This is a genomic window from Spirosoma horti, assembly GCF_054776595.1.
The window spans coordinates 332,700-345,749 of record NZ_BAAHBQ010000003.1; the positions used below are offsets into that span (position 1 = coordinate 332,700).

A 13,050-nucleotide genomic window follows, 5' to 3' on the forward strand; every position below is an offset into this window, starting at 1 on the left:
AAAAGCTGAAATCAAGGCTGTCTATACGTGCCCGATAGCCAGCGATCAATGGCATCGGTTGTTTTTTAACTAGGCAAACTTATCTTTACCTGACACCATGTTCCTACCTTCTTATCCTATTCTTTATGAAAGTTCGCTACCGCGTTCTTGCGGGCTTATTTCTCCTCTCGACCATTACCTACCTCGACCGCGTTTGCATGAACGTGGTTAGCAAATATGTAAAAGCTGACCTTCATCTCGATAACGAACAGTTTGGCTGGATACTCGGTGCTTTCTCGCTGGCCTATGCTCTTTTTGAAATACCAACGGGCTCCCTCGGCGATAAAATTGGCCCCCGGCGCGTGCTGACGCGGGTCGTGATCTGGTGGTCTGGCTTTACGATGCTGACGGGCACGGCCTTTAATTTTATCTATCTGCTGGTGGTTCGGTTTCTGTTTGGCGCCGGAGAAGCAGGTGCTTACCCCAACTCCTCCATCGTTATTGCGCGTTGGTTTCCGGCCGTTGAGGTAGGAAGGGCGCAATCGGTGATTTGGGCCGCCGGACGGCTGGGCGGAGCCTTGACTCCGTTGCTGGTTATTCCGTTAGTCCATTGGGCTGGCTGGCGCTGGGCTTTCGCTGCCTTGGGTTTGCTGGGTGTTGTCTGGGCTATTGGGTGGTTCGCCTGGTTTCGCGACGAACCCGCAGCTCAGGAGAGCATCAGTCTTGAAGAGGTTCGGGAGATTGAACGGGGTCGTAAAATCAAATCGTCCGATCACCTCATTCCCTGGAAAACCATTATCCGTAATCCCGATTTATGGGCACTCATGCTCATGTGCCATCTGTTCTTTTACGGCTCCTATTTCTTCACGAACTGGTCGTCAGTTTACTTCCAGGAAGGCCGGGGCATGACCGAAGATCAAACGAAAAACTTCATTTCTCTTTCCTATTTCCTGGGAGCGGTTGGCTGTCTGGTGGGTGGAATCTTGAGTGACGCCCTAACCAAACGATACGGCCTGAAAATTGGCCGTCGGGCAGTGGGTGTTGGTGGACTAGGCTTATCGAGCTTGTTTTTCCTGTTGGCGGGTATCACCACCGACAATCAGACGGCAGGTTATTTTCTGGCCATATGCGTCCTGGCAAAAGATTTGGCCTTACCCGTTGCGTTTGCGGTTTGTGTAGATATCGGTCAGCGCAATGCTGGTTCTGTAACAGGTGCCATGAATTTCGCGGGGCAACTGGGTGGCTTTTTCATCACCATCCTGTTCGGTATGATTGTCAAGCACACCAATAACTTCAGCTACCCTCTGTTTATGATTGCGGGCTGTTTACTCGTTAGCGCCCTGCTCTGGCTACGCATCGACCCCACAAAACCGGTAACGATAAAGATGTGACCGCTATAAAATGACAGTATTTGATCGTATACTGTTTGGCGATGTTTTGTTGGGGTAGATGGAATCGAACCACCATACTCTGAACCAAAATCAGATGTAATAACCGTTATACGATACCCCACTAAGTGGCTCCATAGGGACTCGAACCCCAACCAACAGTTCCGAAGACTGTGATGCTATCCATTACACCATGGAGCCCTACTCACTAACACGGAGGTCCGTCCCAGATTCGAACTGGGGGTGGAGCTTTTGCAGAGCTCTGCCTTACCACTTGGCCAACGGACCCTACTTGCTGGCGTTGAGGAATTGGGACCCTCTTACACCGAGACTGTATTCTTACCTTTAAACTAAAAATGCCCCTACCGGATCGAGTCAGACAGGGGCATCTATGAAAAGTCTTACCACTTTAATCAATAGTGCCCCTCGTCTGCCGATAGCAGCCTGGTTGTTGGCGTTGATATTGATTCCGTGTGTTCATGGTCACAAAAGTAAAGTAAAAACTCAACTGACCAAAAATTTATCCTAAAATATAACGAGACGTTTATCTCTTCGCAATACTCAATGTACTGAATGCATCAGTACAAGGATCCCTACCGAAAGGTGATGATCTTGAAATTATATGGCTTATGGCAAATCACATCCAGCTTTCGCTCGGTAGTTTGGTCGTAAAATGGAGGTGCATGCCTACGTCAGTAACGATGTGGCAAACACCAATTTTTCATTGACCTAATTGATTGTTTAAGTTTTACTGTATATTCGCCTGTACTGTACTCTACTGTACTACATAAGTCGTGCATAATTGTAACGTTTCAAAAAAGAGCACTCATGCAGGACGCAATCATCGACCCCGCCATTAACCAGCCTAAGTACCAGCAGATTATCGGTGCTGTGTTGATAGGTATCGAGCAAGGGACGCTGGTGCTTGGCCAGCAACTCCCATCCATTAATGAACTGGCGGGGCAGCACGGGGTGGCTAAAGTAACCGTAACCAAAGCCTATGAGGCTCTGCGGGAGCGCGGAATTGTACTGGCACGGCATGGAAAAGGGTTCTACGTAGCCACAACCGATGTTCGGACACCCCTGAACGTACTGGTCCTGTTCGATACATTGAACGCCTACAAAGAGACGCTTTACGATTCGCTGAAAGCTGCTTTACCACCCGATGCTACCCTGAACGTATTTTTCCACCACTACAACCGACTGTTATTTGAGAGCCTGATTCGCAATAATATCGGTCGCTACAATGCGTATGTGGTGATGCCGCACTTCAACGAAGATGTATCCGACAGTGTGGGGTTGATTCCGGCCGATAAACTCCTGCTACTTGACCAGACGATACCCACCTTGCCGGGCGACTTCTCGGCGGTTTATCAGGATTTCGAACAGGACATTTATAATGCCCTCATGGCAGCCACGAATCGCCTGCAGCGCTACCGGAAACTGACGATGATCCTGTCGAAAGATCATTTTCAGTACGTACCGACCAGTTTACTGACGGGTTTTCACCGATTTTGTCAGAATAGCGGATTGACCGGTGCCATAGAGGATAATTACCAGGACAGACTCGTGCTGGCAGAGGAAGCTTTTCTAATCTTCGCTGAGCGCGATCTCATTGCCTTTATCAAAAAGGTCAGCCAGAACGGATGGACGTTGGGGCAGGATATTGGGCTGATCGCCTATGACGATACACCCGTAAAGGAGATCCTGGCGGGTGGCATCACCGTTATTTCGACCGATTTTGCGCAGATGGGGCAGTTGGCGGGCCAACTGCTGACCAGCCGAATACGGGCAAAAATGGCGAATCCGGGCGGGTTGATTATGCGTCAATCGCTATAACCATGCCACACGGAGAGATTTATTGAGTGCTAACTAATGAAGATTATATAATGACTAACATTGCTTTAGTAGGTGCGGGTGGAAAAATGGAGTGCCGCCTAACGGATAATTTTTTAACCCATCCTACATACAAGGTGAAAATCCATATACTCGTTGCGCTACTCCTTTCGCTGTGCCTGTCGGCCGGGGCGCAAACGCACGTGGCGCATGGACCGCTGAAAGTGGCCGATAACAAGCGTTATCTGGTGCATCAGGACGGAACGCCTTTCTTCTGGTTAGGCGATACGGCCTGGGAGCTGTTTCACCGGCTCAACCGCGAGGAAGCAGACAAATACCTTAAACGCCGGGCCGAACAGGGCTTTACGGTCGTGCAGGCCGTTGCGCTGGCCGAATTCGACGGCTTGAAAGAACCAAATCCGTATGGAGAGACTCCGCTGGTAAAGGATAACCCGGATACGCCCAACGAAGCCTATTTTACCCATGTCGATTATATCATAGATAAGGCGGCCCAGTATGGATTGATGATTGGGTTTCTACCGACCTGGGGCGATAAAATCAACAAATCCAGTTGGGGAAAAGGCCCCGAAATTTTTACCCCGGCCAATGCCCGTACGTATGGTCGCTACCTCGGTAATCGCTACAAAAACCGCTCTAACATCATCTGGATTCTGGGGGGAGACCGTAACCCCCGCGATGGGTCGACGGACCTGGCTATCTGGCGCGCCATGGCCGAAGGCATTCAGGAAGGCGTTGGCGGACCCGAAAAAGCCCTTATGTCGTATCATCCCCAACCGAACGGCACCGATGGTGGAGCCTCGAAGTGGTTTCAGCAGGATAGCTGGTTCGACTTCAATATGCACCAGAATGGTCACTGCCGCTTTACGCCAGTATATGACAACATTTCGGCAGCGTATAACAAGCAACCGACCAAACCGACCATGGATGCCGAACCCATTTACGAAGATCACCCCGTTTGTTTCAACGTGAAAGACCTCGGCACCTCCAATGCCTATGATGTCCGCCAATATGCTTATCTGGATCTCTTCGCAGGAGCGTTCGGGCATACGTACGGCTGCCACGATATCTGGCAAATGTACAGTGCCAGCCGCCCGGCCGTCAATGGGCCACACCTCTACTGGCCCGAAGCCCTGGAGCTGCCAGCCGCTAATCAGATGCAGTTCGTAAAACGGTTGCTGACCTCACGGCCGATGCTTGAACGGGTGCCGGATCAGTCGTTGATTGTCGAAAATAACCTGAACCCGGCCGACCGAATTCAGGCCACGCGGGGGCGGGATTATGCCTTTGTTTACACGTCATCCGGGCGCCCCTTCACGGTCAATCCGGGTAAGATTTCCGGTCAATCCATCACAGCTACGTGGTTTGACCCACGCACTGGCAAAACGAAACCCACCGAGACATTTTCCAATCAAAAGCCGCAGTTGTTCACACCACCAGACAGTGGGTATGGTCATGACTGGGTTCTGGTGCTGGATGACTCCACGAAAAAATATGCCCTGCCATGAGCCGGCATGCAGGCCAACGTACATGAATTCCTTAATCGACCTGCATAGTAAAGTCAACTTATGGGCTGGTAGACTTGGTAATTAGTTCAGGCAGGGGACGAGTGGGCAGCAGGTAATTCTCCCCATCCCAGAATGTATCATTCGTTTTGTCAAACGATTCCATACGCATCTTACTATAATCGGCTTGTTGGTCAGCGTCAAAGGGCTGAGTCGTAACGTCCCTTTCCTGACGACGAGTAACGACAATATCGATCCGGGATTGAAACAGAGAACCGGTCTCAACAGACGAAAAACTATTCTCAATAGAACCACTCTGAAAAGACCAATAATCGCCAAATTTGGTGTAATTGGCCCGGTAACTACGCTTACGCAAACGAGTCGAATAGATTTGCATATTTTGACTCTTGTTCAATAACGCCAGGCCTTGTTCCGCCAATTCATACTCGGCCCGCACGATGGCTAAACTGCCCTGCAGTAAGAATAACTTACCGACAAAGTAGGCATTGGCTCCATGGTGTCTGCGCGGCTTGAAGTTGATGATGTAAACGGACTGGCCGCTGGTCATTGTTCGGCCAGCCAGCTCAAAAATATACTCTTTATTGAGCTGGCCATTACGAAATAGAAACTCCTGATAGTTAACAATGTCGAGCATATTGCTACTCCAGGGCCCGGGTGTCAACACCGGAATTTTAAACGTAGCCAGGGGCTTGCGACGCCCTTTGATAAAGCGAATCTGATCGCTTTTTTTCGTGAACGAATAAGGTGGTTTATAGATATCGATCAGGCCCTCGGCGTATGAGATATATACATCAGGTTGTTGCTGCTGGATCGTCTCTCGGTAAAACCCGTGTAACACAGTTGGTTTTCTGGTATAGTTTTTCGCGATAGAGGCTACCGCTTTCAGTAACGTATCCCTGGTCTGAAATGGCCTTTCCATACTAAAATAGGAATCCGTTGGCGGGCTAACTTCCGGGAAAGTGTTCAGCCGGAAAATCGTATCGTTTGCGGTCACTTGCAGCAAAGGGACTTGACGCGTCTGATAGTTAATACTATTGATAAGCAGCGTAGCTGACTTGAGTTGCGGGGGTAAAACCAGTTTAAAATACCCATCACGGTTGGTCTCATTACTTACTTCGCCGTTGTTAACCGAAAGCGTAACGAAGGGAATAGGCTCGCCCGTACTGGCATCAACGACCTGACCATGAATTGTGTGGCCTGTTTGCCCCTGTCCACTTCCTGAAGATACCAACAGCATTGCGAGCAGAACGCACCTGCCGACAATAGCCTTTAATCCAGATTTGTAGCTCATTGATAGATAATTACCTGCCAGGGGCAATGCACTATACAGGTATGAAAGACTAATGTAAATAAACTATCCCGACTATATCCTATTTTAAAGTAGTATCGTTAATACGATAAAAACCAAACTCCTCGCCAACATGCTCTCTGTCAACCGCTCTATCCGGATTAGTCTTTTCCTGTTGGCAATCACCAGCAGTTGCACCAAAAATACGTTTACCCTACCCGATCCAGCGCCATCGATCGAAGGTACTTATCAGGCAGAGATCATCAATAAGCCCTTTCCTGTTCAGGGCGAGACGGTGAAACTATCCATTAAAAGTCTATCGAAGGATTCAGTCAGCGTATCTTTACGGGCTACTGTGAACGGCCAGCCCGCGGATAGCATTACTTATACCAAAGTATTTATTAGTCAGCAAATCAGCCGTACAACTGTCAACCAAGGCTGCGTCGGTTACAGGATCAATTTAACGCTTTCTGCTTCAGATCAATCGGACTTTTTAAGCATGACTTGCAGCGAAGAGAATGTCATCAGTTATTTCTATACGCCTACCGGCCAGAAAATCGGGACGATTACTAAATTCAAGAGAATCTGATTGGATAGCCCTAACCAAGCATGTATCTCTTTCGTCATGAAAAGCTATTGACGTTCAGCTGAGCCACCCTAAATTCATAAAAAATGGCGACACACAATGTCGCCATTTTTTATGAATTTAGGGTGGCTATTCAAGCCATAGGCTTATGATATTGTTTTCAAACCGTCGGCAAAGGCCTGCATTTGAGGCATTGTGCCGAGGCTAACACGACACCAATATTGTCCGTCAAATTTCCACTGGCGGATACCTACACCCTGATCCAGCATACGGCTGACAAAATCCTCGCCTTTCATCCGAATCGGGAACATGACAAAGTTGGCCCCCGATGGTAGCGGTTCGTAATTATGCTGCTTCAGAACACCGTACAGATAATCTTTCGATTCCTGCGCTTTGCCTAAAGAGTATTTGATAAAGTCTTTATCCTGTAAACTAACCATAGCCGCCCGTAATGTTGTCATGCTCATGGAGCTGCCTCCTGTGGCAAATTTGCTGATCTGCTCCAATAGCTCGGGTTTCGCGATCATATAGCCCGTCCGCAACCCAGCGAAACCATGTACCTTCGAGAACGTTTTGGTGATAATGACGTTGCTGCCCTTCTTCACCATATCGACCATGGTATAGGCTTTGGGGTCAGGCGTATAATCAATGTAAGCCTCGTCGACCAGAATGGGCGTCTTAGCCCCTACCGCTTCGCAGAAAGCCCGCAGCTTGGCCGGATCGACCGTGATAGCGGTTGGGTTATTGGGGTTGCATAAATACACCATACCCGTCTGGCTACCAACGCGCTCGTTCAGCTTATTCAGGTTAATGTCATAGCCATCCGCTGCCACAAGCGGAACCTTATCCATCGTGATCCCGTGCTTAATGGCCGTTCTTGGCAACGCGTCAAACGTCGGGTCAGGCGCAACGATGGTTCGACCTGCATTAGCCCGGTAGGCTGCCCAGAGCGAAGCCGCAGTCAGCAATTCGCCCGATCCAGCGCCCAGCAGTACATACTCTTCTGGAACGCCTTCCGTATCGGCAACCAGCTTCCGAAACTGCTTCGAATACTCCATCGCATAGAGGTAGCCATCGGGTGCAGCTTCGGTAATGGCTTTCAGGGCTTTGGGCGAAGGGCCGTACGGATTTTCGTTGGCGGATAAACGGGCTTTGAGTCCTCCTTTCGGAATTATGTATCCCTTAGGCATTTCGGGTTCTGATTCGCAGAATGCCGCAGGTGCAGCCGCTAAACTCAGGCCAGATAACATACTGGCCCGTAGCCAGTCACGACGGTTGATAGACATAGCAGAAAGGATAATTTATAAGCCAAATATATGCCAAATACCTATATTAATCAAATAATATTCTGCAATATAAACTTACATCTTATCTAAAATTTACATAAACCAATTTTATCCAAACAAAGTATAACTAGTAGTCTTCATATGGGATCAAGACTGGCAACGAGACCATAATGACTAGCCCGTAAGTATTCCTCTCCCAACGATTCAACGCAGAAGATGACTCGACAACAACAGCAATATAGCTAATCTAACTGGGCCAATTCCTCGATTCGAATCCCCCACGCACACCGGAAATGACCGAGCGGGCAACGTGTTCGGCCGTGCAGATTGCAGGGTTTACAATTGAGCACTTCCGACGTTTGTACTACCCGCGAAAAATCGGCCAGGGGCCCAAACCCAAATTCGGGAACCGTTGAACAAAAAACGGCCGTTGTCGGCGCGTTCATGGCCGAACACAAATGGAGCGGAGCTGAATCGTTCACGTAGTTCATCACGGCCCCCTGCTGTAAAGCCGCCGACTGTAGCAGACTTAATTTACCGGCCAGACTCACTACGTCTGTTTTGTCTCCTGCCTGCGTTTTGATAGCCTCACAAGCCGATGCATCAGCTGGAGCGCCCAACAGGTAGACCCGCATGCCGATTGGTAACGTCTGGATTAGTTCGACCCAGCGCTGGGCCGGGTACTGTTTGGTAAACCAGACCGACATAGGGGCTATGCAGATATAAGGCTGACGCTGATAGGTTTTAACGGCCGCATAGTCATTGAGCGACGGATACAGCTTAGGTCGACGCACAAACCCACCGGTTATGCCCAGCGCCCTCAATAAACCAGCATTACGATCAACTTCGTGCACGCCCGGCTCAAATCGGTGTTCGACCTGGTGCGTAAAAAAACGGGCAAATGGATTCTTGTCGAAACCAATCGTCTTCTTTGCTTCCGACAGAACCGTTAGTAAGCCCATCGTGCCGTATCGTTGCAAATTAAGCACGGCATCATAATGGCGGGGGCGGATGATGTTGAGCAGACGCCAAAAGTCCCGGTATTTGGCCAATGGTCCGCCGGCTCCCTTTTTATCCCAAATCAGGACTTCGTTCAGAAAGGGATGATTCGCCAGTAAACCCTCGTTACCTTTGCGCACCAGCATATCCAGTACTGCCGTTGGATACGCTTCATGTACTTGTTCAAGCATGGCCGTAGCCAGTATTACATCACCGATGAAGGCGGTTTGAATAATCAGGAACCGGGGCGGATTGGTAGCGGTTATCATTAGTACGCTCAATGCGTAAAAGCTAAGAATGGAAGATTACGAAGTATATACTTTACCCAACGGAATTCGGATCGCGCACAAACAAATGCCCTATACGCAAATTGCCCACTGTGGTATTATGCTCGACATCGGCAGCCGCGACGAACAACCGCATCAGCAGGGATTGGCCCATTTCTGGGAGCATATGGCATTCAAAGGTACGGAGAAACGAAAATCCTACCATATCATTACACGCTTAGAAACGGTTGGGGGCGAATTAAACGCTTATACAACGAAAGAAAAAGTCTGTTTCCATGCGTCTGTACTGGATGCTCATTTTGAGAAAGCTACGGAGTTATTGGCAGATATCACATTTCACTCGGTTTTTCCCGAGAAACAAATCGAGCGGGAGCGGAGTGTTATCCTCGAAGAAATGGCCATGTACTACGACTCCCCTGAAGATGCGATTCAGGATGATTTCGATGAACTGGTCTTTCCAAATCATGCGCTGGGTGGTAATATCCTCGGTACAATCGACACCGTCAGTTCATTCAGGCGCGAAGACCTTCAGCACTTTATCGCCGAAAATTACGACACCAGCCGAATTGTCTTTGCCTCGGTCAGTAAGTTACCCTTCAGCCAGGTAATAAAAGTAGCGGAGAAGTATTTCCGGGATGTTCCGGCGCAGCACTCAGCCCGCCAGCGGAACAAACCCACCGATTACGTACCCCGCCACACTCGGGTAGAACGGCCCATAACCCAGGCGCAGTGTGCTCTGGGACGGCCCGCCTACGGCCTGACTGACCCAAAAAGGCTCCCCTTTTTCATGCTGGTCAACCTCCTTGGCGGCCCCGGCATGAACTCCCGATTGAACCTGAACCTCCGCGAAAAATACGGCCTGGTTTATTCTATCGATGCCAGTTATACGCCTTATTTAGATACGGGTTTTCTGGGTATTTATTTTGGTACCGACCCCAGAAAAGTTGACAAAGCCCAGGCGCTTATTATAAAGGAATTGAAACGGCTACGTGAGCAACCCCTCACAACGCTACAATTGCACCAAACCAAAGAGCAGCTTATTGGCCAGTTGGCCATGGCCGAGGAAAGCAATAACAGCTTTATGCTGATGATGGCAAAAAGTCTGCTTGATATTGATCGGGTTGAAGCGCTGAACGACATTTTCAACGACATAAAATCGGTTACTGCAGAGCAGTTACAAACGCTCGCTCAGGAAGTCTTTGACGAAAATCAATTCAGCTACCTGACCTTTGTACCAGAAAAGTAAGGACAGTTAATAATTTGTGGTTTGTGGTTGGCTAACGCGTCAGTAATACTCGTGCGTCAGCCAACCATAAACTACAAACCACAAAAAATCAGGCCATGACCATCAAAGAAGCCCAAATCACCGTTGACGATTGGATAAAAACCGTTGGCGTTCGTTATTTCAACGAATTGACCAACATGGCTCAATTGACGGAAGAAGTTGGTGAGGTAGCCCGAATCATTGCCCGGCGCTATGGTGAGCAGTCAGAAAAAGAATCCGACAAGAATAAAGATCTGGGCGACGAACTGGCCGATGTGCTCTGGGTACTCATTTGTCTGGCCAACCAGACGGGTGTCGACCTGACGGATGCCTTCCAGAAAAATCTGGACAAGAAAAACATACGGGATGCCACCCGGCACCTGAATAATGAGAAACTACAGTAAACAGACAAGATATCCGCGTTACACGAAAAATGCCCGCTGAGTTATCAGCGGGCATTTTTTATAGCTAACAGGAATCTGGATTACTTCTGAAATGAGCCGAAAACATAATCCCAGAATGGCGATGACACACCATAATTACTTTCTGGATTCTTATAATGATGTACACTGTGATTGACCCACAATACCTTGAAGAAATTCTTCGGGGGTGCGTAGGCATGAACGATAAAGTGTACGGCCAAGTACCCCGAATAGCCTACCAGGAAGCCCGGGAAAAACGCATAAGCGGCTTCGCCCATGAGCAGGAAAAATAAGCCAAAAAATCCACCAGCCACGAAAATAGCCAGAGCCGGAGGCATAGCCAGCCGGGTTTTATCTTTCGGGTATTCATGGTGAACACCGTGAAACGTATACTGTATTTTGGCGCGCTGGGGCGTCGATGGAGCTAAATGGTATAGATATCGGTGTAGTACGTATTCAAACAGAGAAAACACCAATAAACCCGTTGCAAATAAAGTCGTAATGGTTGCGGCTCCCATATCCGTATACGTGAACGCATACCACCCTAGAAACACCGACAATACCAACCACATTGATATGGGCACCATGATGTGCGTCCGTGAAAGCGCTTCCAGGATCGGATTGTCGAATAGCTTTTTACTACCGCTGTTCTTAGGCCGGGTTTTACCGTGGCCAGCCATGGTTTGTAGCTTTTCAGTAGTTGATTCCATAGATAGATAAAAATTAACAAAGAATATTATGACACAAAAATAAAACGAAAATCAGGTTTTTGCTCAGATAGTAAACTAAATTTACTATCTGAGCTATGTTTTACTGACCTCCAACTGATCAGAGAGCTTTTCCTGCATAGCCGCCATGTCGCCCTTGGGCATTTTCTGGCGAATAATAAGCCGAAGTGAGTTATTATAAGTAAGGTAGTTAAACATCCAGTTCAGAAAAATAGCCAGTCGGTTTTTCACGCCGACAATGGACATGAGATGGACAAATAACCAGGTTATCCAGGCAAAGAATCCCTGAAACTTAAAAAAAGGCAAATCGACCACGGCTAACCCCCGCCCAATAGTGGCCATTGTCCCTAAATCGCGGTAGACGAACTCTTCAGGTTGCTCGTTACGTACCCATCGAATCATGTTTTTGGCCAGGTGCTTTCCCTGCTGAATAGCAGGCTGTGCAATCTGCGGATGTCCGTTGGGCCACTTTTCTTCGGTCATCAGGGCGACATCACCGATGGCAAATATATCCGTAAAGCCCTGCACCTGGCTGTATCGATTAACCAGCACCCGCCCTCCCCGACCAATCGTTTCCGGTGGCAAACCAGACAGTGGGTTGGCTTTAACGCCAGCCGCCCAGATAAGGTTATTGGTCCGGAGCGACGTGCCATCGTTCATGGTCACTACGCGCCCATCAAAATCTTTGACCCGCGTATTCAGCCGCACATGCACGCCCAGCTTTTGCAGATACGCCAGCGAATGCTCCTGCGATTGAACGGACATGGGTCCCAGCAACTCCCCCCCTGACTCGATCAGGAAAATATCCATCATCTTGAAATCCAGTTCCGGATAATCGGCGGGCAACACCGTTTTACGCATCTCAGCCAGCGTACCACAGAGCTCAACGCCCGTTGGCCCACCACCCACCACCACCACATCCATCAAACCCTCCCGTTCATCGAGGGTTTCAACGCTCAGCGCATCCTCGAAGTTTTGTAACATCCGGTTTCGAAGGGCAATGGCCTCGGCCACCGACTTCATGGGCAGTGCCTTCTCAATAATGTTTTGCTGATTGAAAAAGTTAGTATCCGCACCCGTCGCCATCACGAGATAGTCGTATGTGACCGGTCCGAGCTCGGTATCAACTGATTTATCAGCTGGTCGAATACCCGTTACGTTGGTAACCCGAATGTGTACATTTTGGCAATTCCCAAACACAGCACGCAGGGGAAACAAAATGGAGTTAGCTTCCAGCCCGGCCGTCGCCACCTGATAGTAAAGTGGCTGAAACTCATGATAGTTCTGTTTATTGAGCAATACTACCTGAAACTCTTTCCGGCGCGACAGGTAGCGGGCCAACCTTAGGCCACCAAAACCAGCACCGACAACAACGACGCGCTTGCGGTCTGTTTGTGGTATGTTTGGATTCATTTGTCTTCGTTTACGGTCTACGGTATTGGT

11 protein-coding genes and 3 tRNA genes are annotated in these 13,050 nt (G+C 49.0%); 6 read left to right on the forward strand and 8 right to left on the reverse strand.

The window, feature by feature from the left end:
- The first annotated feature begins 125 nt into the window (after window positions 1-125).
- Complete coding sequence (locus ACYVAM_RS09280) at window positions 126-1,370, forward strand: MFS transporter (RefSeq protein ID WP_461066178.1); 1,245 nt, start codon at window positions 126-128, stop codon at window positions 1,368-1,370.
- 49 nt (window positions 1,371-1,419) lie between these two features.
- Here the strand turns inward: ACYVAM_RS09280 and ACYVAM_RS09285 are convergent.
- The 3 genes from ACYVAM_RS09285 to ACYVAM_RS09295 form a co-directional block, all read right to left on the reverse strand.
- A tRNA-Gln gene (locus tag ACYVAM_RS09285) sits at window positions 1,420-1,491 on the reverse strand.
- 5 nt (window positions 1,492-1,496) lie between these two features.
- Window positions 1,497-1,568: transfer RNA gene (locus ACYVAM_RS09290), tRNA-Arg, on the reverse strand.
- A gap of 16 nt (window positions 1,569-1,584) precedes the next feature.
- A tRNA-Cys gene (locus ACYVAM_RS09295) sits at window positions 1,585-1,655 on the reverse strand.
- A gap of 540 nt (window positions 1,656-2,195) precedes the next feature.
- Between ACYVAM_RS09295 and ACYVAM_RS09300 the strand changes: the two genes are divergently transcribed.
- Window positions 2,196-3,206 carry a GntR family transcriptional regulator gene (locus tag ACYVAM_RS09300; RefSeq protein ID WP_461066180.1) on the forward strand — a complete coding sequence of 337 codons (1,011 nt, stop codon included), beginning with the start codon at window positions 2,196-2,198 and terminating at the stop codon, window positions 3,204-3,206.
- 86 nt (window positions 3,207-3,292) lie between these two features.
- Complete coding sequence (locus ACYVAM_RS09305; protein ID WP_461067054.1) at window positions 3,293-4,729, forward strand: glycoside hydrolase family 140 protein; 1,437 nt, start codon at window positions 3,293-3,295, stop codon at window positions 4,727-4,729.
- 58 nt (window positions 4,730-4,787) lie between these two features.
- Here the strand turns inward: ACYVAM_RS09305 and ACYVAM_RS09310 are convergent, their stop codons facing one another.
- Window positions 4,788-6,038, reverse strand: a complete 1,251-nt coding sequence (locus tag ACYVAM_RS09310; protein WP_461066182.1) for a carboxypeptidase-like regulatory domain-containing protein — start codon at window positions 6,036-6,038, stop codon at window positions 4,788-4,790.
- 130 nt (window positions 6,039-6,168) lie between these two features.
- Here ACYVAM_RS09310 and ACYVAM_RS09315 point away from each other — a divergent pair, with 130 nt between their 5' ends.
- Entirely contained in the window at window positions 6,169-6,624 is a 456-nt protein-coding gene (locus ACYVAM_RS09315; protein ID WP_461066184.1) for a hypothetical protein, read from the forward strand.
- 143 nt (window positions 6,625-6,767) lie between these two features.
- Here the strand turns inward: ACYVAM_RS09315 and ACYVAM_RS09320 are convergent, their stop codons facing one another.
- Both ACYVAM_RS09320 and ACYVAM_RS09325 read right to left on the reverse strand, forming a co-directional pair.
- Window positions 6,768-7,907, reverse strand: coding sequence for a pyridoxal phosphate-dependent aminotransferase (locus ACYVAM_RS09320; protein WP_461066185.1), 1,140 nt, complete (start codon window positions 7,905-7,907; stop codon window positions 6,768-6,770).
- A 242-nt stretch (window positions 7,908-8,149) separates the two neighbouring features.
- Complete coding sequence (locus tag ACYVAM_RS09325) at window positions 8,150-9,175, reverse strand: glycosyltransferase family 9 protein (RefSeq protein WP_461066187.1); 1,026 nt, start codon at window positions 9,173-9,175, stop codon at window positions 8,150-8,152.
- A gap of 28 nt (window positions 9,176-9,203) precedes the next feature.
- Here ACYVAM_RS09325 and ACYVAM_RS09330 point away from each other — a divergent pair, with 28 nt between their 5' ends.
- Together ACYVAM_RS09330 and ACYVAM_RS09335 are read left to right on the forward strand one after the other, a co-directional pair.
- Window positions 9,204-10,439 carry a M16 family metallopeptidase gene (locus ACYVAM_RS09330; protein ID WP_461066189.1) on the forward strand — a complete coding sequence of 412 codons (1,236 nt, stop codon included), beginning with the start codon at window positions 9,204-9,206 and terminating at the stop codon, window positions 10,437-10,439.
- A 95-nt stretch (window positions 10,440-10,534) separates the two neighbouring features.
- Window positions 10,535-10,861, forward strand: coding sequence for a nucleotide pyrophosphohydrolase (locus tag ACYVAM_RS09335; protein WP_461066191.1), 327 nt, complete (start codon window positions 10,535-10,537; stop codon window positions 10,859-10,861).
- 80 nt (window positions 10,862-10,941) lie between these two features.
- On the opposite strand, the gene ACYVAM_RS09340 is transcribed toward ACYVAM_RS09335, so the two are convergent.
- Window positions 10,942-11,589 carry a sterol desaturase family protein gene (locus ACYVAM_RS09340; protein WP_461066193.1) on the reverse strand — a complete coding sequence of 216 codons (648 nt, stop codon included), beginning with the start codon at window positions 11,587-11,589 and terminating at the stop codon, window positions 10,942-10,944.
- Between the two features lie 93 nt (window positions 11,590-11,682).
- Window positions 11,683-13,020 (reverse strand): NAD(P)/FAD-dependent oxidoreductase, encoded by a 1,338-nt coding sequence (locus tag ACYVAM_RS09345; RefSeq protein WP_461066195.1) that lies wholly within the window; start codon window positions 13,018-13,020, stop codon window positions 11,683-11,685.
- Window positions 13,021-13,050: the final 30 nt, after the last annotated feature.